Here is a 23,536-nt window from a genome sequence, read left to right as displayed (position 1 = left end):
CCACCCTAAGTTGCAAGAAACTAGTCCTTGCATCTCAACGTGCCGTAACGTGGCGTAACGGCAGGTTTTGGCCTGCACTCGGAAGTAGCTTTCCTAGTCATTCGTTCGAAAGCTCTTTCAGCCAAGGAGCTTTTTTCTAAATCCGGAATGGCTAGTACTCTTTTCGTCATCGATTTGTTCATTATGAGTTCATCATACAAAATGATGGCTCTACCTGTCAACGTCTTGGACCATAAATTGTTCAGGCGTCACGCCGTCCATGCCAATCATAGGATTGATTTGCATCACAGTGTCTTCCGTAAGCCTATACTCTTCTGGACTGGCAACTTCTATTATTTCAGCTTGCGGAGAAAGACGTTCAATCAATGTCGTGAAACGAAGGTTGTCGTCGTTCCGTTCAATGCCTATCTGAAATGCTTGAGGATCGCCAACTAGAATTAAATAATGTTTGGCACGCGTGATAGCCGTATACAATAAATTCCGTCGCAACATTTTCATGTAGCCTTTCGTGACGGGTAGAATGACCATGGAAAATTCACTACCTTGTGACTTATGGACCGAACAACAATATGCAAGCGTCACTTGATTCAAATCTGACTTTTCATAGGTCACTTCGATGCCATCAAACGATACAATCATCAATTCTTTCTTCTCGACGTTTTCATTCGCTTTGAAAATACTGATGACTTCTCCCATATCTCCGTTAAAGACATTGGATTCTGGCTGGTTAACTAGTTGAAGAACCTTGTCGCCAATTCGGTACACCGCATCTCCAAATACCATCTCTTTTCGACTGCCATCAGGATTTGCATTGACCATTTCTTGAATCATCTTATTTAAAGCGTCAATCCCTGCCGGCCCTCTATACATCGGGGCGAGTACTTGTAGATCTTTTATTTTAAAGCCTTTTGCTAATGCACTAGTGACAACTTGTTCTACTACTTTAGGGATTTGGTCAGCAGATGCCGGGATGAATGAGCGATCCTTCGTCTTAGCCAAGAGGTCTTGCGTCGTTTTACCTGATTTCATGGCATGGGCAAGTTCGATGATAGACGAACCATCTGCCTGTCGGTATATATCTTGAAGTTCAACGACCGGTAAGCGGCCACTTGCCAACAAATCTTTTAATACCTGTCCTGGTCCGACGGGCGGAAGCTGATCCTGGTCACCCACAAGTACCACTTGCGAGGTCTCTGGAATGGCTTTCAACAATTGGTGGGCAAGCCAACAATCTAGCATGGACGTCTCATCAATAATGATTAAACTGGCCTCAATAGCTTTGCCTTCTACATCGTCCGTATCTTGACCCGTAAAACCTAAAAGACGGTGAATGGTCATTGCTGGTAACCCCGTTGATTCACTTAATCGCTTGGCTGCACGCCCAGTAGGCGCTGCTAATGCAATCGGAAATGGCTTCCCTTCCTTTGACCACTCTTTCGGATCTAAGGAGAGACCATTCAAGTCGGCGTATAATTCTACAATGGCTCGAACCACGGTCGTTTTTCCGGTACCTGGTCCACCTGTTAAAATCGAGATTTGATTATTCAACGCCATTTCAATTGCTTTTCGTTGTGTGGCGGCATAGGTAACGCCAAAGTCAGTTTCAACTGCTGCAAGAGATTCGTTAATTAACTTTTTCTTAAAACCTTTGAACTTTGTCTGCATGAGACGCTCGGTTTTCGTGGCAATACCGACTTCTGAAAAGTAGAGAGATGGCATGTAGACACGATTTTGCTCGACGACAATTTTACTTTCTTCTCCCAGTTCAATGACAGCTTGGGCTAATGAATCATAGGGAATTTCCATAGCCTGTGATTTCTCAAGTAATTGCTTCACATCTTCAATTAGACGCTCGGTCGGAACAAAAATATGACCTTCTGACAGAGAAGCTTGGTTAACTAAGTACAGAATGCCTGCTTTAAGCCTATCACTGTGCACGCCTTCAATACCTAGCTGGGCACCAAGTTCATCGGCTCTCCCAAATCCAACACCTTCTACATCCTCGATTAAGCGGTAGGGATTGTCGTTTAATTTTTCAAGAGTTTGCTCTCTGTAAATCTGATAGATTTTCATGGAAAGTTGAGGACCAAAACCCCATTCATTGAGTTGCACCATGATGCGCTCCATCCCATGATTTTCCTGAAGACCTTTCAAAATAACGTCTTGCTTTTCTTTTGTCAGTCTCGGGACCGTTTTTAGGACGTCTGGTCGATCCAAAATGGTTTGAAGGGCATTTTCGCCAAGTTTCTTCACTATAGTTTGTGCTGTTTTGGGGCCAATACCCGGAAACAGATCCGACGACAAATAATGCACAACGCCTTTGACTGAATCGGGCTTATCGCGCACGAAAGTTTCGACAGCAAATTGTTGGCCGTAGCGAGCATGATTTTTAAGCTGACCATAAAATGTATAGCTTTCATCAGTGGATAGTTTGGGAAGATAGCCGACAATAATCCCTTCTTTGTCGGTATAGGTGGTATTAGTGGATTTAATTTTGACTTTCACAATCGAGTAGAGATTATCTTCATTATGAAAAATGGAGACAATCGGCCGACCCGAAATAAACATCTTGTCCTCATTTCGTTCCGTCATCCGATCGCCTCCGGTATTAGTTTCGTAATCGAATCATATCTGCCATGTAACGCGCTTGATCATAATTCGGTTCTATTTCGAGTGCTGCATCCAAATGCTTCAAAGCAGGAGCAGGATCTTCTTGTGTGAGTGCATAGAGAACCCCTAAATTGTAATGGGCATCTGCATGCTGTGAATTGGCTTCAAGCAATTCCTCAAGCAATGGTTTCGCTTGGTCAAACAGCTCGTTTGATGCCAATAGAATGGCATAATGAAGTGTGATTTCTTCATCACTTTCAGCTAATTCATAAGCCCGTTGCGCGTATGGTAACGCTAACTTTAATTGGTCTGTCATTTGAAGAGACTTAGATAGCATATAGTGGCCATCTGCTCCTTCTAGATTGTTGCGAATGGCTCTCTCATAAAGTTTAGCTGCCTCTTCAAATCGTTCTGTATTGTAATAAAGATTGGCTAAACCATAATAAGCAGTCGCCGCCTTATCGTTTAAAGTTAACGCTTTTTGAAAAAATCGTTCAGAGCGTTCCACATCATTCATGATAGCTAATAGATTACCGAAGTTGATGTACCCTACTTCATTTTCAGGCTCTTCTTCAATCGCTTGTGTGAAGGATTTAGCCGCGTCTTCATAGTCACCTGTATGCATCGCATGGATGCCTGTTTCATTCCAATTCATCATTATCCTACCCTACATACTCAAGTTTTTTATTGTCACGGAAAACGTGATCGATCGTTGCGCCACCAAGACATTCATCCCCTTGGTAAAACACGACCGCTTGGCCTGGCGTAATCGAGCGTACTGGCTCATCAAAAATAACTTCTGCACGGTCATTGCCTAGTAAATGCACCGTTACACCTGTATCTTGCTGGCGATAGCGAAACTTTGCCGTACAAGTAAATTCTGCAGGTTTTTCTTCGTTCGTTGTGAACGACAGCGTATCTGCGATTAAACTTGTTGAATACAACGCTTCATTCTGCGCACTTTGTCCCACGAACAGAACATTTCGTTTCAAATCTTTACCGACCACGAACCACGGGTCACCTGCTCCTCCAATACCTAGACCATGACGTTGACCGATGGTGTAATACATCAGTCCATCATGTTTACCAACTGGCTTGCCATCCATCGTCTCCATCGAGCCAGGTTGTGCAGGTAAATATCCACTTAAAAATGTTTTAAAGTCGCGTTCGCCAATAAAACAAATTCCAGTTGAATCTTTTTTAGTCGCTGTAGCAAGACCTTGCTCTAAAGCAATTTCCCGAACCCGTTTCTTTTCAAGTTCACCGATTGGGAACAACACATGCTTCAATTGATCTTGATTCAATTGATTCAAGAAATACGTTTGATCCTTGTTGTTGTCGACACCTCGTAACATACGGAATTGACCATCACGTTCTTCTACACGTGCGTAGTGACCTGTCGCTAAATAATCTGCGCCAAGTGCAAGTGCGTGTTCTAAAAATGCTTTGAATTTGATTTCTTTGTTGCACATCACATCAGGATTTGGTGTCCGGCCTGCTTTGTATTCATCTAAGAAATACGTAAAGACTTTATCCCAGTATTGCTTTTCAAAGTTGACGGCATAATACGGAATACCAATTTGGTTACATACCTTGATGACATCATCATAATCTTCTGTTGCTGTACACACACCATTTTCGTCAGTATCATCCCAGTTTTTCATAAAGATGCCGATGACGTCATACCCTTGTTCTTTTAGTAAATAGGCCGCGACAGATGAATCTACCCCACCGGACATGCCGATTACGACGCGTTTGCCTTTTGTTTCTGTCATTTCCATCACTTCCAAATCGAAGCTGGTCGGTTAACTACGCCAGCAATTTTTTCGGCAGCTTGTGAGAGCTGCTCTTTTGTTGTTCCAAGTCCAAAGCTAAAACGCACAGACGAGCGCAGTTGTGGTGCATTATCTCCAAACATGGCCACAAGCACGTGCGATGGATCGACTGCACCTGCCGTACAAGCTGAGCCACTTGAGACATCCATACCTGCAAGGTCTAGTTGTATTAAAAATGTTTCAATATCTGTTTGAGGGAAAAATACATTGCAAATATGAGGAAGCTGATTAGCTTCTTCTGCGTTAAGCGTATAGTCTACTCCAAAAGTCTTTAATTGTTCAAGAAAATGCTTCTTTAAGCTAAGCATCGCTAAATAATTCTTTTGAATAGACTGCTGTTTAATTTCGGTTGCTTTTGCAAAAGCGACTGCAAGTGGAACAGCTTCTGTCCCCGCTCGACGCTTGCGCTCTTGTTGCCCACCATGCGCTAGTGGACGAAGTTTAGTACCTGTTCTCTGATAGAGGAAACCGATACCTTTAGGGCCATTGAGTTTATGCGCACTAACACTCAGTAAATCTACAGCGAGTGTTGTGACATCTATTTCAAGAGATCCATAAGTCTGGACCGCATCTGTATGGAACACCGCTTGATGAGCTTTCACAACTTCCGAAAGTTCGGCTATTTGCTGCACAGTCCCGACTTCATTGTTGCCATGCATAATGGAAACAACCGTTGTGTCCTCTCTCAAAGCTTCTTTAAGGCTTTCAATCGTGACAATACCTTGTTGCGTTACAGGAAGGTAGGTCACCTCAAATCCTTCTTTTTCGAGCTGCTGGCATGCATGCAGTACAGCGTGATGCTCGATTTCAGAAGTAATGATATGCTTCCCTAATTTTTGATTGGCATAGGCAGCACCGATGATTGCTAAGTTATCAGCCTCGGTTCCCCCACTTGTCAAAATAATTTCATTGGGTTGAGCATGAATACTAGCCGCTAACACTTCACGTGCTTGATCCAATTGTTTTCGTGCATTTCGTCCTGTCTCGTGAATGCTGGATGCATTGCCAAAACACTCTGCGTAGCTTGTCGCTAGAGCTTGTATAACGTCTGGGTGGACAGGAGATGTTGCAGCGTGATCTAAATAAATTCTGTTCATATCTACATCTCCTAAATATAAAACATGTAAGCATCTGACGTAAATGGATCTTCTGAGTGATCTGCTAAGTCACGAATAGTTGTTGTATCCAATACATTCTTCACCGCATCACGAATGCGAATCCATAATTCTCGTTGCGCTGGCGCTTCATCTTCAATGCCCTCAACAGGCTGAATTGGTCCCTCTAATACACGAATCACGTCACCTGCTGTTATTTCTTCAGAAGGTCTCGCAAGTTTGTAACCTCCATAAGCACCACGAACACTCTTCACAAGACCCGAGTTTCGAAGTGGGGAGACAATTTGTTCAAGATAAGCTTCAGACAAATCATTATCTGCTGCGATTTGTCGCAGAGAAAGAGGCTTTTCGCCTTCATTTTTTGCTAATTCAATCATTATTGTGAGACCATAGCGGCCTTTTGTCGAGATTTTCATCTCACTACACCGTCCGTTCATGAGTTAAACTTTTCCGCTACAAGTATAGCATATTTACAAAGGGATATTCGATGAAATGACCTGCTGTGTCTGGTACACTAAAAAGTACAGATGTTCGATTAAGGAGGGCTTATTATGCCAAATGGAGAACCACTCGCATATCGGATGCGACCGCGCAAACTAGAAGAAGTTGTCGGGCAACAAGAAACAATCGGTCCAACTACCGGCTTGTATCAAATGATTCGAAATGGTCATGTACCCTCCATGCTGTTGTACGGAGAACCCGGTATTGGCAAGACGTCTCTGGCTTATGCCATCGCAGGCTCTTCAGACTTACCATTCATTGCATTAAACGCCACAACTTCTGGTAAAAAAGATATTGAAGATGTCGTAAAGGAATCACGATTAACAGGGAAAGTGTTGTTGTTCTTAGATGAAATTCACCGCTTTAATAAACTTCAACAAGATACACTTCTCCCTCACGTCGAAAATGGCTCGATCGTATTGATTGGTGCAACAACCGAAAATCCTTATCACGATGTCAATCCTGCCATTCGATCCCGCTGTGGAGAAATCAAGCAGTTGAAGCGGATTGAGCAGGACGATATGGAACAACTGCTTCATCGTGCTCTGCATGATGAAGAACGCGGCTTAGGAAAGCTCTCTATTGCGATTACGGATGAACAGTTGGCATTGATGGCCAATGCGTCTAATGGAGATGCCAGAAAAGCACTCACTCTACTTGAGTCAATTGTCGAAGCGTCAGATGAAGAGAACGGTCAAATCATGGTTGAAGATGCACTGGTTCAACAGCTTGTATCGCGAATTGGCGTTTTTGGAGATAAAAAAGGGAGTCACTTTTACAATTTGTTGTCGGCTCTACAAAAGTCCATTAGAGGCAGCGACACGGATGCAGCTCTTTACTACACCGCTCATTTACTGGAAAGTGGTGACCTCGTAGCATTATCAAGACGACTTCTTGTTATTGCTTATGAGGACATTGGACTTGCCAATCCAAGCGTCGGCCCTCAAGTGTTAGCAGCGATTCAATCGGCAGAGAGACTTGGACTTCCCGAAGCACGTATTCCACTAGCGAATGCGGTTGTACTGCTCTGCCTATCTGAAAAATCCAATTCTGCGTACGTTGCTCTCGACCAAGCGATTGCCAGTATTCATGCTGGAAAAACGGGAGACATCCCGTCCCATCTTCGAGATGCTCATTACGCTGGGGCTGCAAAACTTGGCCATGTTGGTTACCAGTATCCGCACGATACGAAAATTGGTTCTTTCGGCGGCTGGGTAGATCAAAGCTATCTTCCTGATTCCCTCAAGGGCACAAAGTATTATGAGCCGATTGATGCCGGTGAGGAAAAGCGGTTGGCTTCTATTTATCGGAAGCTTGAGAGTTTTAAGAAGAAATAAGTAATGAAAAGAAATAAAACACGAACTTCTTCTAATCCAGGTGTAACATACGAAACTTGTTTTTAAGTTCAAATTAAGAACGAATAGAATCCAGTCATGAACTTCTACTAATGCTGACGCATCTTCCGAAGCTTGTTTTTAAGTTCAAATTAAGAACGAAAAGGACCGTGGCCCGCTCTTTTAGAGCGGGCCTCGGCGCGAATCTTTTTAGTTCGAGCTCACACAAGCTTCTCCAGTTGCATCTTGCTGGTTGAAGTTCTTTTTTTCAGGAAGTGGTGACTCGCAATGATTGTGAGTCGGCTCTGCCTCTATTCGAATGTATATAGAATCATTTTCTTAGAACTTGACCAGTAGGTGGCAGGCTGTGCTAACGCAAGGCCTGATTACTTGCGTGGACATTCACCGTATGGGTAAGCGAGATTGCTGAACATTGCTACTTTACAGACCAATTCTTTATTACTTAAAGACCTTACTAGTAAGATCTTGACCATTTAAAGTAGTTTAGTCTAATTTGGCGAACATCGAAGCTGTCTTCTCGCTATCAAAGTTATATTCGATCATCAGAACGGTGGAATCCTTCATCACAACCAGTTTATCGCTCATCAGATTCGAATTATCGCTCATCAGATTCGAATTATCGCTCATCACGATTTTACACGATCATCAGAACGGTTTAATCCTTCATCACAAGCAATTTATCGCTCATCAGAACTGATTTATCGCTCATCACAATATTTCTCCGCCCATAAAATTTTAAATCCAATACCTCAATCGATTTGAAATCCTGTAATCCAGGTTGCCATTTCCCAGGCCAGCTGAGTTTTACCGAGACCCGGCAACGCATCCGAAAGTGCTGTTCTTTCGGCTGACGTGGGGAGGCTCGCAGAAACTCACCTAGGAAATGGCGTTCTGGTTGGAAGGATTTCAACTTTCATTAACCTGTACTTGAAAGCTAACACTATATAAATCAGCGTCAGCAATGAAAAAAGCCAACCACAAAGGCTGACTCCTGCTTACTTCTTCGATTTTACATCCATAACCGTCTGAATTTCAACCGGCTCTAGAATGTCACGAATGACCCAACTAGCCGCAATTAGACCTGCTGCTGAAGGTACAAATGCATTTGAACTTGGTGGCAATTTAGCCTTCCGAATTTCTGCTTCTGGCTTCCCTACAGTTTTCACGACATCTTGACGCACTACAATAGGACTCTCATCCGAGAAAATGACCGGAATCCCTTTATGGATGCCTTCTTTTCTTAATTTAGTACGAATCACTTTTGCAATTGGGTCCGTGTGCGTTTTTGAAATATCCGCAATCCGGAAACGAGTAGGGTCCATTTTGTTTGCCGCACCCATACTTGAAATGATTTTAATATCGCGCTTTAAGCATTCTTTCATCAGATGCAATTTGTAAATGATTGTGTCGGATGCATCAATTACATAATCGATTCCTAGATCAAAAAACTGCTCATACGTTTCTTCTGTATAGAACATATGCATGTCGATGACTTCACAGTCGGCATTGATGTCGGCGATGCGATCTTTCATGACAGCCGATTTGCTTTTCCCTACTGTCGATAGATACGCGACAAGCTGGCGATTGATATTGGTGATGTCGACGTTGTCTTTGTCGACGAGAATGATTCTGCCGACCCCACTCCGCGCACACGCTTCAGCCGCAAAAGATCCTACCCCACCGATGCCAAGAATGGCTACCGTCGTGTTTTTTAAAAGATCGAGACCCTCTGTTCCTATCGCTAATTCGTTTCTTGAAAATTGATGCAACATATAGATTCACTCCAAAAGTTAGTTGTTTAGTCGGAATTATTTCGTTAAAAAACCCTTCAGCCGAAACTGAAGGGTGAATTGAAAAAGTAAGACGAATCCCAATCGTGCCGTCTCTGTAGTGCTATCGTTTTGAACCCGCACTTAGCAGGTGGGTGTCCTCTTCACTACGCCGATACGTCCACCGGAGTGGCATGATCTTAATAATGAAAGTTAGACTCCCGACGATAATATGTTCGGTCAAAATCGATTAACAAGTCACGAACACATCAGGATTCGTATTACCGTTATAGTAGCACATCATTTTTAGATGTGCAACTGTTAGGAAAAATTATTCACTGAGTATTCTGTGATATAACCGAAACATGTAAATCTTTTAATTGGCTTTCGGAAACAGGACTCGGTGCATCCGTTAATACGCAGCTTGCGCTAGCTGTTTTAGGGAACGCAATCGTATCGCGTAGATTTGTCCGTCCTGCGAGTAACATAACCAATCGGTCTAGACCGAATGCAACGCCACCGTGTGGAGGTGTGCCGTACTCAAAGGCTTCGAGTAAGAAACCAAATTGCTCTTTAGCTTCCTCGTCACTAAAGCCAAGTGTGCGGAACATCTTTTCTTGCATCTCACGCTCGTAAATTCGAAGAGAACCGCCACCTAACTCAAAACCATTTAACACAAGATCATATGCCTGTGCACGAACTGAAGCAGGGTCAGTCTCTAGTTTGTCAGCATCTTCGTCAAACGGGCGAGTGAATGGATGGTGAGCTGCGAAATAGCGACCTAATTCAGCATCGTATTCAAATAACGGCCAGTTGATGACCCATAAAAAAGCAAACTGAGAATGGTCAATCAAGTTACGTTCTTTTCCAAACTTCATACGCAGTGCGCCAAGTGCGTCAGCTATGACGTTCGATTTATCTGCAACAAATAGCAATAAGTCACCAGCTTCTGCTTGCATCGCCTCAATTAGCGCAGTGCCTTTTTCCTCTGGGAAGAATTTAGCAATAGGGCCTTTCACGCCATCTTCTTCAACTTTCAACCAAGCAAGTCCTTTTGCTCCGTAACGTGCAGCAAATTCACCAAGAGCATCAATATCTTTACGTGAGTAGTCTGCGGCTGCACCTTTAACCGCAATCCCTTTCACTTGTCCACCACCAGCAATTGCATTTTTAAAGACGCCAAACTCTGAGTCTTTTGCAATCGCTTCTAGATCTTGCAATTCTAGTCCAAAGCGTACATCCGGCTTATCTGAACCAAAACGTGCCATAGCTTCTTGGTAGTCCATACGTTGGAATGGTGTGGTCACATCGATTCCCTTCACGTCTTTCATGACTTGCTTCATTAGACGCTCGTTCAATTCAATGATTTCATCCATTGACATAAAACTCATTTCCATGTCAATTTGCGTAAATTCAGGCTGGCGATCTGCTCGCAAATCTTCATCACGGAAACAACGTGCGATTTGGAAGTAACGCTCAAATCCTGAAACCATCAACATTTGTTTGAATAGTTGCGGAGATTGCGGCAAGGCGTAAAATTCACCTTCATGAACACGGCTAGGAACTAAATAATCACGCGCTCCTTCTGGAGTTGATTTCGTTAAAATTGGTGTCTCAACTTCTAAGAAGTCTTCGTCAGCTAAGAAATTACGAACCGTCTTAGTGATATCCGAACGCATTTTGAACGTGTCGTACATAACCGGACGACGCAGGTCCAAGTAGCGATGTTTTAAGCGAACGTCTTCATTCACATCCGTTTGATTTTCAATTGCGAAAGGAGGTGTCTTAGCTTCGTTGATCACTTCGAGCTCCGTCACTTGGACTTCCACTTCTCCAGTTTCCATGTTCTTATTGATTTGTCTTTCGTCACGAGCTACGACTGTACCTTTTACAGTAATTAAGAACTCGCTGCGCAGTTTTTCAGCTTTGATGATAGCTTCTTGCGAAAAATCAGGATTGAAGACGACCTGAACGATTCCTGTGCGATCACGTAAATCTACGAAAATAAGTCCACCTAAATCACGACGTTTTTGTACCCATCCTATTAATTCCACCTGTTGTCCGATGGCTTGTTTTTCTACTTTCCCACATTCATGCGTTCGTTTCATCGTGATTCCTCCTTGTTCATCTTTTGTTGCATATATGAAACCGTCTCTGACAATCCAACGAGCTTTTGCTCCCCTGTTGCCATTTCTTTGATTTGGATAGTTTGGTTCGAAAGTTCATCTTCACCTAAAATCAAAACAAACTTGGCTTTTTTGCGGTCTGCAGATTTCATTTGTGCTTTCAATTTGCGATCTGCATAATCCATCTCGGCACTAATGCCTTCATCCCGAAGGTTTTTCACGATTCGCATTGCCTCAAGTTTCGGAGAATCTCCGAGAGCAATGACATACGCGTCACTTGCAGATGAATCTTCAAGTGTCACTCCTTCAGCTTCAAGCGCAAGGAGCAATCGCTCAATACTCATTGCGAATCCAATACCAGGAGATGACGGTCCGCCTAAATCTTCAACTAAGCCGTTGTAACGACCACCACCCGCTAGAGTCGTGATGGCACCAAAACCGCTAGCTGTACTCATGATTTCAAATGCTGTGTGGTTGTAATAATCTAATCCACGTACTAAATTTGGATCTAATTCATAAGGAATATCCAGTGCATCTAGATACGCTTTGACGCGCTCAAAATAACTAGCTGATTCTTCATTCAGATAATCCGTAAGTTTCGGCGCAGTGCCCATCAACTCATGGTCTCGGTCCTTTTTACAATCTAAAATACGCAATGGATTTTTTTCAAGTCGCTTCTGGCAATCCCCACAAAATTCATCAATTCTCGGCGAAAAGTGTGCAACTAGTGCTTCTTTGTGAGCCGTTCGACTTTCAGTGTCTCCCAAAGAGTTGAGTACAAGTTTGAGATTTTTAAGTCCTGCCTTTTTATAAACATCCATAGCAAGCGCGATTACTTCAGCATCAACTGCAGAGTCTGCGCTCCCGATGGCTTCAATGCCAAATTGAACGAATTGACGATAACGACCAGCTTGCTGACGCTCGTAACGGAACATAGGTCCCATGTAATAAAGTTTTACAGGTTGATCCGGCAGACCGAAAAGTTTGTGTTCGACGTACGCTCGTACAGTTGAAGCAGTTCCTTCTGGACGAAGTGTCAAAGAACGCTCACCACGGTCTTGAAACGTGTACATTTCTTTTTGCACGATGTCCGTCGTATCACCTACACCTCTAGTGAACAATTCCGTGTGTTCGAAAATCGGTGTCCGGATTTCTTTGTATTGGTAGACGTTACATGTATCACGAATGATGGATTCAACAGTTTGCCACTTGAACGACTGTTCTGGCAAGATGTCTTGTGTCCCTCTAGGTACTTTGATCATTTTATTGTCCTCCTTAATAGTAGATGTGGAAGGCGTTTGCCTAGAAATGCTTCGGGAATCAAGCGTGCGCATAGAGGCGCTTTTGCCTCTGTGTGTGCGATTGATTTTCGAATGTATTTCTAACGCCTGGAACTTGATTGCGTTAGATGTGGAGAACGCCATTCTAGAAACTCCGAGGAAATCCGGCGTGCCCGTGAAGGCGCTCTTCAGCCTTTACGGGTGCGACGGATTCCGCAGTGTGTTTCTGGCGTTCGGAACTCGATTTCACGTTAGATGTGTAGTCGGCTGGCCCATTCTTACGTTAACTCGGCTGATTGTGACATTAGCGGCTTCCATTAGAACATTAACTCGCTCCATTAGGACATTAGCTCTTCTCACTCATACATTCCTAGTATTATGGAAACCATTTCCTACTCCGCCAAAGCACTTCAGGAAATGCCTTAAACTGTGGAAGAAATATAAAAAAGCCCCCGCCCCTCGCGCACAATGCGCAAGGGACGAGAGCTTGTAAGCTTCCGCGGTTCCACCCTGATTGACCCATGACGGGTCCTCTTCATAACTGGGTAACGGCCAGTTCCGTCTTTGCCTACACCTATTAGGTTCGACAAAGCGCCTCTCGAGTGTTGTTCGCATTTACAGCCTGTAGAAAAGATTTCAGCCACGTCTTTTCCTCTCTTGTCAGCCTATCGTACCTGCTACTTTTTCGGTCATCGGCAATGTGTTCATGTAATATACTTTATCTTAATGACGTATTTATCTAAAGTCAATGCTTAATTTGAAATTGGTTCTAGATATTTCGTCTTATACTCGGTAGTATAGAGAGAAGGAGGTCGATTTATGCAGAATTTTCGTACATATGGCTTCATCATACTTATTTTCTTTTTACTTATTGCTCCATTATCGACAATTGCACAGAGTGTTATCGTTAATACCGACTCGCTTAAAGTGCGATCAGGCCCTGGCTTAACCTATGAGGTTATTGGATCTGTGAAATCTGGAGATTCTCTAGAAGTGCTTGCCACAGAAAATGATTGGTACCAAATTGCTTTTAACGGGCAAAATGGCTGGGTAGCAAGCTGGTTAACGACAGGATCAACAGAAGCAGTTGCTAATCAATCGGCAGTGGTTCAAGTCAAAACCTTAAATGTTCGGGCAGATGCCTCCACTAGCTCCTCAAAATTAGGACAGTTGGCAGAAGGCACTTCCATCCAAGTCAATTCCATCAAAGGTGACTGGCTAGAAATCACATTCAATGGTTCCACTGGGTGGATACATAAGGAATATGTGCAGTTAATTGAGGGTGGTTCTGCTGCACCTGAGCAAATCGAGCAAAATGCCTTCAGCGTTCAAGTAGATGCTCTCAATGTGAGAGACAAGCCTTCCTTAGATTCGAAACGTACGGCTACTGTTTACCGTAATGAAGTATTCTCGGTTCTTTCAACAGAAAGCACTTGGGTTGAAATCGAATTAAATGACGGGTCTAGTGGATGGGTCTATAGCTTCTACGGCACTTTCCAAGCTCAACAAACGCAAGCTTCTCAAGCAGCTAACGCTTCTTCTGATACAACATTGACCATCTTATATAATGGCACTAATTTACGCTCTCAACCTTCCACTTCAGGCGAAGTTAGAGCGCGCTTAGATGCTGGCCAACAACTAACGGTTTTGCAGGCAGTAGACGATTGGTATGAAGTGTCCCATCAAGGGGAATCACTATTTGTGGCAAATTGGGTAGTGACGACAGGTGAGCTTGAGGAAGAACAACCAGAAGCTGAACAACAAGAAGTTGTGAGCCGCAAAGCAGGTACGTTGGCGGGGTTAACGATTGTGCTTGATCCAGGTCACGGCGGTAATGATAGCGGTACTTCAGGGTATTATGGGACTAATGAAAAAGATTTAACTTTACCGACAGCTGAATTACTTGCTGCTAAGTTAGAAGCCGCAGGTGCTGAAGTTGCCTTCACTCGTGAATCTGACGTCTATGTAGGACTAAGAAAACGAGTTTCGATCAGCCACCAGAATAGTGCCGATGCATTTGTCAGTATTCACTATGATTCGGTAAGTGATTCTTCCGTGCATGGTTTTACGACGTACTACCAGCATGGCTTCCAAAAGCCGCTAGCCGATCACTTACATAGTGCTCTGCAAAAGCGTTTGTCCTTGCGCGATCGAGGTGTGCGAGAAGGAAATTATTTAGTGCTTCGAGAGAACCAGCAATATGCCGTTCTTCTGGAGCTAGGTTATTTAAGCAATGCGTCGGAAGAAAGAACAGTTGCTAATGCGCAGTTCAGAGAAACTGCTGCTCACGCAATTTATGAGGGTTTGATTTCCTTCTTTGACAGTCAATTAGATGAATAGAAAACAAAAATAAATCAGCAAGTTCTCAAGAAATTCTAGAGAACTTGCTGATTTTAATTTGGTTTGAGTTCCGTTCCGGGGCTGCGTTCCGTGGGCGCGTCGTGAGTCTCCTCGTCGCAAGCTCCTGCGGGGCCTCACGTAACACTTTTGATCCCACTGGAGTCAGCCCCTACACTCCACTCAACATACAAAACATTTGTGTTTTAAAGTAATCTGCTATTCCTGTCTATTTCTCCAGAACAAGAGTTACGGGTCCGTCATTCACCAACTGAACGTCCATCATCGCGCCGAACTTCCCCGTTTCAACCTTCAGGCCCTGCAAACGCAGCGCCTCATTGAAATGAAGCCAAAGCGGTTCTGCTACCTCAGGCCTTGCTGCTTCGATAAAAGAGGGACGTCTCCCCTTATTACTATCTCCGTAGAGCGTGAATTGAGAGACCGATAAAATATGGCCCCCAACATCCTCTAGTGAACGATTCATTTTGCCTTGTTCATCTTCGAACAGACGAAGACCGGCGATTTTTGCGGCTAACCAATCGGCTTCACTAGTCGTATCCTCATGTGTCACACCAACAAGTAACACATATCCATGTGAGATTTCACCTATCACTTTTGAGTCTACTGTGACAGAAGCTTGTTTAGCTCGCTGTAAAACAATTCGCATAAAACACCTCTTAGTTGATAATTCGTTGAACGGAATAGACGTTTGGCAACTGCTTAATGCGATCCACAACACGATGTAAGTGTGTGATATTCGTAATTTTGATTGTTAAATTGATCGTCGCAATATCTTTTTCAGATTTGCCCGTCACTGCAGCAATTGTTGTCTTGGAATCTGTGACAGCCATCAACACTTCGTTTAATAGGCCCGTTCGATCAAAAGCAGCGACTTCGATATCGACTGCATACTCTTTTCGAACCGTTATATCTTGTTCCCACTCCACATCAATTAACCGCTGAGAACTATCGGTTCCTTGCACGTTTGGACAGTCTGCTCTGTGAACAGATACTCCCCGTCCTTTTGTGATAAATCCGACAATATCATCGCCTGGTACAGGACTACAACAACGAGACAAACGAATGAGCAGGTTGTCGATTCCTTTCACCACAACGCCAGATTCGGTTGATTTTTTAACAGGAGGTGCGGCCATGGTCTTCGAAATTTTTTCAAGCGTCTCTTCGTGATCGCGCTCTTTGCGCATTTTTTCGGCCAAACGATTGACGACTTGTTGCGCCGTAATTCCCCCGAAACCGACAGCAGAATATAAATCTTCTTCATTTGAAAAGGCATATTTCTCACATACGCGCTTCAAGTTTTCAGCGGTCAATACCACTTTGACTTCAAAGTCTTGCGCACGAATTTCTTTGTCGATTGCTTCTTTGCCTTTTTCAATATTCTCATCGCGCTGTTGCTTTTTAAAGTATTGCTTGATTTTATTTTTCGCTTGAGATGATTGAGCAATTTTTAACCAATCGCGACTAGGACCAAACGATTGTTTAGAAGTTAACACTTCGATGATATCGCCCGTCTTTAATTTCATATCTAACGGGACCATTTTGCCGTTAACTTTGGCTCCAATGGTTTTATTGCCTACTTCCGAGTGGACGCGGTATGCAAAATCAATGGGTACAGAACCGGCCGGTAACTCGATAACATCACCTTTTGGCGTAAAGACATAAACCATGTCTGAAAACAGGTCAAATTTAAGAGATTCCATAAATTCTTCTGCATTGGAAGACTCATTTTGGAACTCAAGAATTTCACGGAACCAAGACAGTCGCTGATCCACAGATTCGTGGGTAGTTTCTACTTTTCGTCCCTCTTTATATGCCCAGTGAGCGGCTACCCCGTACTCGGCAATGTTGTGCATTTCTTGCGTGCGGATTTGCACTTCAAGTGGATCCCCGTTTGGTCCGATAACTGTTGTGTGGATAGACTGGTACAAATTTTGTTTAGGCATCGCAATATAATCTTTAAAACGACCTGGCATTGGCTTCCAAAGCGTATGGATGATACCTAGCACTGCATAACAATCTTTAATGCTATCTACGATGATACGCATGGCCAGTAAATCATAGATTTCATTAAATTGCTTTTGCTGGATAACCATTTTGCGGTAAATACTGTAGATATGTTTTGGTCTTCCTGAAATATCTGCATGGATCTCAACTTCGTCTAATTGCCCATTAATATCTTTCATGACATTATTTAAATAAGCTTCTCGTTCTGTACGCTTCTTTTTCATGAAGTTGACGATTCGGTAATATTGTTGGGGATTTAAGTATCTTAAAGAAGTATCCTCGAGCTCCCACTTCACTGTCGAAATACCAAGACGATGCGCAAGTGGTGCGAATATCTCAAGTGTTTCGTTCGCTATGCGTCGCTGTTTTTCTTCTGGCAAATGTTTCAACGTACGCATGTTGTGCAAGCGGTCAGCAAGTTTTATTAAGATGATGCGAATATCTTGCGCCATCGCGATAAACATTTTTCGATGATTTTCGGCTTGTTGCTCTTCTTTAGACATGTATTTAATTTTACCGAGTTTCGTAACGCCTTCTACCAGCATGGCTACTTCTTCACTGAATTCCTTGACGATATCATCTCGCGTATACTCTGTGTCTTCAATGACATCGTGAAGAAACCCAGCCGCTACGGTTTCTGGGTCCATTTGTAAGTCTGCTAAAATCCCCGCCACTTGGATAGGGTGAATGATGTAAGGCTCACCCGAATTTCGAAATTGGTTTCTGTGGGCATGCTCTGCCAATTGGTAGGCTTTCTCTACAAATTGAACATTGTTTTCATTCATATAGGTTGCTGTAATGCCAAAGACTTCTTCGGCTGTCCGTACTTGTTCTTTTGCCATACCCACTCACCTGTTTCTGTTTTTTTCGTCCTGAAGTTATAATCTCTATTGTAGTAAACTAATAGCCCCATTGTAAAGTAAGGTTTAAAGAAAAAACACGCAGCCATGGCCACGTGTTAGAAATTTTATTAATAATTAATTAATGTACGAATGTCGATCCCTTTTAATTTATCTCGGCCATCCAAATACGTTAATTCAATCATGAATGCAGCGCCGACAACTTCGCCGCCCAATTGTTGAATCAGTTTTACGGTTGCTTCAACAGTTCCACCAGTTGCTAAAAGATCATCGACGATTAGCACTTTTTGACCTGGTTTGATTGCATCTTTGTGCATTGTTAAAACGTTTTGACCATATTCCAAATCATAAGCAGCTTGAATTACTTCCCGAGGAAGCTTTCCTGGTTTACGAACAGGTGCAAAACCGACTTCAAGTGCGTAAGCTACAGGGCAACCAATGATAAAGCCACGTGCTTCAGGTCCAACTATTACCTCAGCCCCTACTTCTCGTGCATATTTGACGATTTCATCTACGGCATATTTATAAGCAGGACCATTGTCCATAATCGTTGTAATGTCTTTAAAGCGAATACCTTCTTTAGGCCAATCTTCAACAATTGTTACGTACTGTTTTAAATCCACTGCTTGTTCCTCCTCAGGACCGGTGTTAACGCTTAGCGTCAAACCACTGTTTCAATTCACGGTAGGGTGCGTAAAGTAAGACTTGCTCAAGTTCTATGCGTTGCTGTTGTTGTTGATAGCTTGGCGCTTCGCTTAAATCACGTCTAGGGCTCTCTTTATTCACCACTAAATGTCCATTGTCTATTTTAACAAAATCCAGTTCAAAAAACACCTTTGACATAAAATTAATTGTTTGCTCGCTCCACCCTTTGTGTCGGGCAAGTTGTGCTCCCTGCTCTTTTAAAGCAAATTTCTCTTTGCTCATCAAGAAACCGTAGTACCATTTGAATTGATCCCGGCTCGGAAGACCGTCAAAAAAAGCTTGGGAAGGTGTGAAGAAATGGGCGAAGACTCTGCTCCACTGAGACTTTTTCATCACTTCATCGAGCTGTCCCTCGTTGTCTGGCATATCCAGCAACACAACAGAACTATGCTGTGCCTCAAAATCTTCAAGTTTCGTAATGGCTACAGGCAATTGATCTTGATACGTTTCAATAGTTTGATCATGGAACGCTACAAAATGAGCATCCCCATCTGGAACTTGATTCAACCAACGGTAAAGTTGTCGAATGCCACGTACATCAAACAACTGCCAATCACCTGAAGCGGCGTCTTCTAACATCATTTGTGCTTTTTTACGACCGTTCCATTCATTGATCTGCAAGTCTCCGGCAAGCGTCAATGCGGTCATTGGTGCCAATTGATCAACGAGATTTCCTTGATGAAAACCAATGATATCTAAAACATGACCGTCTTGTTGCACTTCAAGTTTTGCATGGTTACTAGCTGCTCCAATTTTACGAAAGGATTTTACCTCTGCCCCCGTGACCACATACACCGGTTTAGTGAAGCCCATTCCAAAAGGACCGAGCTTCGCGGCATTTTCAATAGCTTCCACCGTTACTTCAGACAAACTTATCGGAACATCAATCGTCAGCTGCGGGGTAAAGTGCTCCTGAGTTAACGAAGCATCTCCTTGCGCCTGCATCCGCTCAATAAATTCATCTAAGTTATCCAACGGCAGTGTCATACCGGCTGCCATCGGGTGACCCCCAAAATGAGGAACCAAATCGCGATTCTTGGCGATTTCTTGGTACAGATGGAATCCTTCAATACTTCTCGCTGACCCTTTGGCAATTCCTTTTTCAAGGTCAACTCCTAGTACAATTGTTGGGCGTGTGTACTTCTCCACTAGACGCGAAGCCACAATTCCTAAGATGCCTGGGTTCCACTCTTCTTGCGCAACGATAATGACGCTAGGAATAGGGCCTGCTTCCACTTGAGCAATGGCTTCATCGGTATGGGCTTTGACAATCGCTTGTCTCTCTTTATTTTTATCCTGTAAAAATTTTGCGTAAAGAGAAGCTTCTTCCTTACTCGCACTGCGGAAGAAATGCACACCGGGATCGGCATCCCCTAGTCTTCCGACCGCATTGATTCGTGGTCCAAATGCAAAACCTATCGTCTCTTCATTGATTTCAGCAATCTCCACTCCTGAAACGGACGCTAATGCACGAATGGCTTCTGTCGGTTGCTTGCGAAGCAATTCCAATCCCCGTTTGACGAAATAGCGATTTTCGCCTCTTAACGGAACGATATCTGCAATTGTCCCTATTGCAACTAAATACATCAGTTCTTCCGGGATTCGTTCTAGCAATGCTTGCGCTAATTTAAAAGCAACGCCGACACCAGCTAAATCAGAAAATGGATACGCCTCTTCTAAGTGCGGATGGATAAGAAAATCAGCGGGTGGAAGAGTTTCTCCTGCTTCGTGATGATCTGTCAGAATAACATCCATACCTAATTCTTTAGCGACTTTAATTTGTTCCACTCCAGATATTCCGTTATCCACGGTAATTAATAACGTGACACCTTCTTCATGCGCTAACCGGAAAAGTCGTTCACTCGGACCGTACCCATCTGTAAAACGATTAGGAATCTTGAAAGATACATTGGCTCCAAGAGACGTCAGTGTTTCCATCAACACAGTGACGCTTGTAATCCCGTCTGCATCATAGTCGCCGTAGACAAGTATTTTTTCATTTTGTGCGATGGCAGATTGAATGCGTTCTACCGCGCCTTTCATATCACTAAACAAGAACGGGTCATGCACCGCTGATTCATCTAACTTCAAAAATTCATTAGCGCTCTCAGCCGTGTCTAGTCCTCGTGAAATGAGTAATTTGGCAACAAGAATGTCAACTTGCAAATCAGCAGCAAGTTGCTCCGCCTGCTCTTGCGGAATTGTATGCATCGTCCATTTTTTCTTAGATTGAATCATAGTTTCACTTCCTCACAGACTTCCATTATACAAAAAAACCTGCCCATTTGGACAGGTTGATGAATTTAAATCGTAGGTTTGATGTCTTCTTGATACTGAGGTTGTGATGTCATCTCACGCTCACGATAGACTGTTAACTCATTTTGAGCTGCATGAAGTTCAGCATCTTGTTTTGATTTTTCAGCTTCAAGTGCTTTTACTTGTCGACTGAGTGTAAAACTACGGACCATCGCTAACATTCCGCTCACTAATGCTCCTAGAAGCGCCGATCCAAGAATGACTAGGATGAGTGGCCATTGTGCTTCACCAAATAAGTAGTTTACAGGTACTGAATCCACATTGACGACTGCAAAGATTGCGATGATGATTGCTAAAATAAGACCGATCAAAATTGCCCATTGTGCTTTCAAATAATCATCTCCTTATGTAAATCTATACCAAAAAATCGAGGTATAGATTTACTATACCCCGATTACTAAAAAGTTGAAACGCATTACACTACTGGTTCATCTGAACCCCATTGTTTCTTCTCTGCTGCTACATCGATTGTTCCTTTTTTGAACAACTGCTTACGCTTTAGATCAAACCAAAGCTGCGCTGCAATGAATATGGATGAATACGTACCTGCTACTAATCCAATCAACAACGCGATAGAGAAGTTTTGAATCGATGGTGCTCCGAAAATAATAAGCGACACTACAACAAATACGACGGTCAATACAGTGATCACAGAGCGTACAAGCGTCTGACGCAATGATTTGTTAACAATATCAGCTAATTGCGCTTCCGACTCGATAATACCCGTCCGGTTCATGTTCTCACGAATTCGGTCAAAGGTAACAATCGTATCATTGATTGAATACCCGACGATTGTCAGAACGGCTGCAATGAACGTGATATCGACTTCAAGACGCAAAATGCTGAAGATTGCAATCATAAAGAAAGCATCATGCAATAACGCGACAATCGCCGACACACCAAAACGCCATTCAAATCGGAAGGCCACGTAAATAATAATTCCTAATGCAGCAATTGCCAGAGCATAGATGGCGTTTTGTGCCAACTCACGACCAACTGTTGGAGAAACCGTACTCACGGAAGGCTCTACACCGAATTCTTCAATAAAGGTTGATTTCAGTTCTGCAATCTCTTGCTGAGTGAAATCTTCCACGTAACGAAGAACTGCGATATTGCTGTTGTCGCCTGAAATAACGATATCATCTGTATCATAACCGGCTGACTCAATTGTTGCTTTCACTTCATCAGCTGATAAAGGACCATCTGTCATCACTTCTACACGTGTACCAGAAGAGAAGTCAATTCCTAAATTTAACTGGAAGATGGACAACATCGCAATCCCTGCAGCTAGTAGAGCGACTGACAGGATATAGAATGGTTTACGTTTGCCTACAAAATCAATCTTATCGAATGGTGTTGATAAATCTAACGTATCCATATTTTCATCTGGTGCGTGAACGCGCTTTTTGCTGACACCAAATAAGAAAGGCTTATTATCAAACATACCACTGTTCACAAGAAGACCCAGTAATAAACGCGATCCCCAAACAGCTGTGATAAAGCTGGCAAGAATCGAAATAATTAATGTCGTTGCAAATCCTTTAACTGAGCTTGTTCCGTAGTAGAACAATACTGCTGCCGCAAGTAAGGACGTCACATTCGCATCTAGAATGGCGCTAAATGAATTTTTCGCCCCAATTCGGAAAGCATCTTTTATCGTTCTGCCGACACGTAGTTCTTCTTTTATCCGTTCGTAAGTAATGATGTTCGCATCAACTGCCATACCGACTCCAAGAACGATAGCCGCGATACCTGGCAATGTCAGAACACCGTTAATCAGTTCAAACACTAGAAGAATCAAATAAATGAACACGGAAAGTGTCACTACTGCTACAAGTCCCGGTAAACGATAGTAGAACAACATAAATAGTAATACGACGGCAATCCCTATGATACCAGCTAGGATAGTCATTTCTAGAGCCTGTTCACCGAACTGTGCTCCAACCGATGTCGAGAAGATTTCCGTTAATTTAACAGGTAATGCACCAGCATTTAAAACTCCTGCTAAATTACGTGTTTCATCTGACGTAAAGACGCCTGTAATTTCAACGTTCGAAGAAGCGATTCTTTGAGAAACTTGAGGAGCTGAGACAAACTTTGGATCAGCTTTCATCATTTCAGCTTCGTAGCTATCGACGCCTTCTTCAAAATCAAGCCAAATGACGAGCAAGTTTTGTCCGAATGGACGTGTTGATAACTCTTCTGTCACTTGTGCAAATTTGTCTGGATCTTTTAATTGTAAAGTTACAATCGGTTGACCGTTTTGGCCAAATGCCGCTTGTGCGCCACCCTCGACTAAATCTGTACCGTCAAGCATGACTTCATCATTAACGTCTCGGAAAGTTAAGTTGGCTTCTGTTGCAAGCAATTCACGAGCAGCCGCTTGATCTTCCACTCCTGGGAGCTGGACTCGAATGCGGTTGTCTTGTTCTGCTTGAATGACAGGCTCACTTACACCTAATACGTTAATCCGGTTGTTTAAAGCTTCTACCGTATCCGTTACGGTAGTTTCACTTATTTCACCCGTTCCACCGTCAAGAGGTTCCAGTTCATATAAAACTTCAAACCCACCTTGTAAATCTAGACCTAAATTAATATCTTTCAGGATGCCATTTGCAGTACTGCTGATGGTACCTGCAAAGATGACGAGGAGTAGCAAGAACGCTACTATTCTTCCTCTGGATTTCATTTTCATTCTCCCT

At 43.2% G+C, this 23,536-nt stretch carries 16 protein-coding genes, 1 other RNA gene and 1 other annotated feature; of the genes, 2 read left to right on the top strand and 15 right to left on the bottom strand.

The genetic code is table 11. The features are described from left to right. Positions 1-210 precede the first annotated feature (210 nt). The 5 genes from MKY84_RS07760 to MKY84_RS07740 are packed head-to-tail and all read right to left on the bottom strand — an operon-like array spanning position 211 to position 5,976. Positions 211-2,592, bottom strand: a complete 2,382-nt coding sequence (locus MKY84_RS07760; protein WP_342525322.1) for an ATP-dependent RecD-like DNA helicase — start codon at positions 2,590-2,592, stop codon at positions 211-213. 16 nt (positions 2,593-2,608) lie between these two features. Beyond that, positions 2,609-3,265 (bottom strand): tetratricopeptide repeat protein, encoded by a 657-nt coding sequence (locus tag MKY84_RS07755; protein WP_342525321.1) that lies wholly within the window; start codon positions 3,263-3,265, stop codon positions 2,609-2,611. A 7-nt stretch (positions 3,266-3,272) separates the two neighbouring features. Further along, positions 3,273-4,385: a tRNA 2-thiouridine(34) synthase MnmA gene (gene mnmA, locus MKY84_RS07750; protein ID WP_342525320.1), complete on the bottom strand. Its 1,113-nt coding sequence runs from the start codon at positions 4,383-4,385 to the stop codon at positions 3,273-3,275. A gap of 5 nt (positions 4,386-4,390) precedes the next feature. After that, entirely contained in the window at positions 4,391-5,542 is a 1,152-nt protein-coding gene (locus MKY84_RS07745; RefSeq protein ID WP_342525318.1) for a cysteine desulfurase family protein, read from the bottom strand. Between the two features lie 11 nt (positions 5,543-5,553). Continuing rightward, positions 5,554-5,976 carry an Rrf2 family transcriptional regulator gene (locus tag MKY84_RS07740; protein ID WP_342525317.1) on the bottom strand — a complete coding sequence of 141 codons (423 nt, stop codon included), beginning with the start codon at positions 5,974-5,976 and terminating at the stop codon, positions 5,554-5,556. 135 nt (positions 5,977-6,111) lie between these two features. Here MKY84_RS07740 and MKY84_RS07735 point away from each other — a divergent pair, with 135 nt between their 5' ends. Next, positions 6,112-7,398, top strand: coding sequence for a replication-associated recombination protein A (locus MKY84_RS07735; protein ID WP_342525315.1), 1,287 nt, complete (start codon positions 6,112-6,114; stop codon positions 7,396-7,398). A 1,013-nt stretch (positions 7,399-8,411) separates the two neighbouring features. On the opposite strand, the gene MKY84_RS07730 is transcribed toward MKY84_RS07735, so the two are convergent. From MKY84_RS07730 to hisS, 4 genes are all read right to left on the bottom strand, one after another. Further along, on the bottom strand, positions 8,412-9,188 hold the full coding sequence (locus MKY84_RS07730; RefSeq protein ID WP_342525313.1) for a tRNA threonylcarbamoyladenosine dehydratase: 777 nt from the start codon (positions 9,186-9,188) through the stop codon (positions 8,412-8,414). A gap of 91 nt (positions 9,189-9,279) precedes the next feature. After that, positions 9,280-9,464, bottom strand: a non-coding RNA gene (ssrS, locus tag MKY84_RS07725) — 6S RNA. 56 nt (positions 9,465-9,520) lie between these two features. Beyond that, entirely contained in the window at positions 9,521-11,293 is a 1,773-nt protein-coding gene (gene aspS, locus MKY84_RS07720) for an aspartate--tRNA ligase (protein ID WP_342525311.1), read from the bottom strand. Next, positions 11,290-12,573 carry a histidine--tRNA ligase gene (hisS, locus tag MKY84_RS07715; protein ID WP_342525310.1) on the bottom strand — a complete coding sequence of 428 codons (1,284 nt, stop codon included), beginning with the start codon at positions 12,571-12,573 and terminating at the stop codon, positions 11,290-11,292. The genes aspS and hisS overlap by 4 nt, the downstream gene beginning before the upstream one ends. Positions 12,574-13,063: 490 nt before the next feature. Next, positions 13,064-13,293: a binding site (T-box leader), on the bottom strand. Between the two features lie 117 nt (positions 13,294-13,410). Here hisS and MKY84_RS07710 point away from each other — a divergent pair. Beyond that, positions 13,411-14,931, top strand: coding sequence for an SH3 domain-containing protein (locus MKY84_RS07710; protein WP_342525308.1), 1,521 nt, complete (start codon positions 13,411-13,413; stop codon positions 14,929-14,931). 226 nt (positions 14,932-15,157) lie between these two features. On the opposite strand, the gene dtd is transcribed toward MKY84_RS07710, so the two are convergent. The 6 genes from dtd to secDF form a co-directional block, all read right to left on the bottom strand. Further along, positions 15,158-15,595 (bottom strand): D-aminoacyl-tRNA deacylase, encoded by a 438-nt coding sequence (dtd, locus tag MKY84_RS07705; RefSeq protein ID WP_342525305.1) that lies wholly within the window; start codon positions 15,593-15,595, stop codon positions 15,158-15,160. 10 nt (positions 15,596-15,605) lie between these two features. Next, positions 15,606-17,795: a bifunctional (p)ppGpp synthetase/guanosine-3',5'-bis(diphosphate) 3'-pyrophosphohydrolase gene (locus MKY84_RS07700; RefSeq protein WP_342525304.1), complete on the bottom strand. Its 2,190-nt coding sequence runs from the start codon at positions 17,793-17,795 to the stop codon at positions 15,606-15,608. 128 nt (positions 17,796-17,923) lie between these two features. Next, positions 17,924-18,436, bottom strand: a complete 513-nt coding sequence (locus MKY84_RS07695) for an adenine phosphoribosyltransferase (protein WP_342525303.1) — start codon at positions 18,434-18,436, stop codon at positions 17,924-17,926. Between the two features lie 25 nt (positions 18,437-18,461). Next, a complete protein-coding gene (gene recJ, locus MKY84_RS07690) occupies positions 18,462-20,756 on the bottom strand; it encodes a single-stranded-DNA-specific exonuclease RecJ (protein ID WP_342525302.1) in 2,295 nt (764 codons plus the stop codon). Between the two features lie 65 nt (positions 20,757-20,821). After that, the gene (locus MKY84_RS07685) at positions 20,822-21,166 is read right to left on the bottom strand and encodes a lipopolysaccharide assembly protein LapA domain-containing protein (RefSeq protein WP_342525300.1); all 345 of its coding nucleotides are present in this window, start codon (positions 21,164-21,166) and stop codon (positions 20,822-20,824) included. Positions 21,167-21,249: 83 nt separating this feature from the next. Continuing rightward, a complete protein-coding gene (secDF, locus tag MKY84_RS07680) occupies positions 21,250-23,523 on the bottom strand; it encodes a protein translocase subunit SecDF (protein ID WP_342525298.1) in 2,274 nt (757 codons plus the stop codon). Positions 23,524-23,536 lie beyond the last annotated feature (13 nt).

The sequence above is a fragment of the Chryseomicrobium sp. FSL W7-1435 genome (genome assembly GCF_038595005.1).
Lineage (GTDB): Bacteria > Bacillota > Bacilli > Bacillales_A > Planococcaceae > Chryseomicrobium.
The sequence above is the reverse complement of the archived record's forward strand: the minus strand, read 5'-3'. Positions and strand labels throughout refer to the sequence as shown.

Excerpts from the sequence above, each read along its gene's own strand:
- hisS (WP_342525310.1), bottom strand. The coding sequence starts at position 12,573 with ATGATCAAAGTACCTAGAGGGACACAAGACATCTTGCCAGAACAGTCG.
- mnmA (WP_342525320.1), bottom strand. The coding sequence starts at position 4,385 with ATGACAGAAACAAAAGGCAAACGCGTCGTAATCGGCATGTCCGGTGGG.
- MKY84_RS07760 (WP_342525322.1), bottom strand. The coding sequence starts at position 2,592 with ATGACGGAACGAAATGAGGACAAGATGTTTATTTCGGGTCGGCCGATT.
- dtd (WP_342525305.1), bottom strand. The coding sequence starts at position 15,595 with ATGCGAATTGTTTTACAGCGAGCTAAACAAGCTTCTGTCACAGTAGAC.
- aspS (WP_342525311.1), bottom strand. The coding sequence starts at position 11,293 with ATGAAACGAACGCATGAATGTGGGAAAGTAGAAAAACAAGCCATCGGA.
- MKY84_RS07710 (WP_342525308.1), top strand. The coding sequence starts at position 13,411 with ATGCAGAATTTTCGTACATATGGCTTCATCATACTTATTTTCTTTTTA.
- MKY84_RS07730 (WP_342525313.1), bottom strand. The coding sequence starts at position 9,188 with ATGTTGCATCAATTTTCAAGAAACGAATTAGCGATAGGAACAGAGGGT.
- MKY84_RS07735 (WP_342525315.1), top strand. The coding sequence starts at position 6,112 with ATGCCAAATGGAGAACCACTCGCATATCGGATGCGACCGCGCAAACTA.
- recJ (WP_342525302.1), bottom strand. The coding sequence starts at position 20,756 with ATGATTCAATCTAAGAAAAAATGGACGATGCATACAATTCCGCAAGAG.
- MKY84_RS07700 (WP_342525304.1), bottom strand. The coding sequence starts at position 17,795 with ATGGCAAAAGAACAAGTACGGACAGCCGAAGAAGTCTTTGGCATTACA.
- secDF (WP_342525298.1), bottom strand. The coding sequence starts at position 23,523 with ATGAAATCCAGAGGAAGAATAGTAGCGTTCTTGCTACTCCTCGTCATC.
- MKY84_RS07745 (WP_342525318.1), bottom strand. The coding sequence starts at position 5,542 with ATGAACAGAATTTATTTAGATCACGCTGCAACATCTCCTGTCCACCCA.
- MKY84_RS07740 (WP_342525317.1), bottom strand. The coding sequence starts at position 5,976 with ATGAAAATCTCGACAAAAGGCCGCTATGGTCTCACAATAATGATTGAA.
- MKY84_RS07755 (WP_342525321.1), bottom strand. The coding sequence starts at position 3,265 with ATGAATTGGAATGAAACAGGCATCCATGCGATGCATACAGGTGACTAT.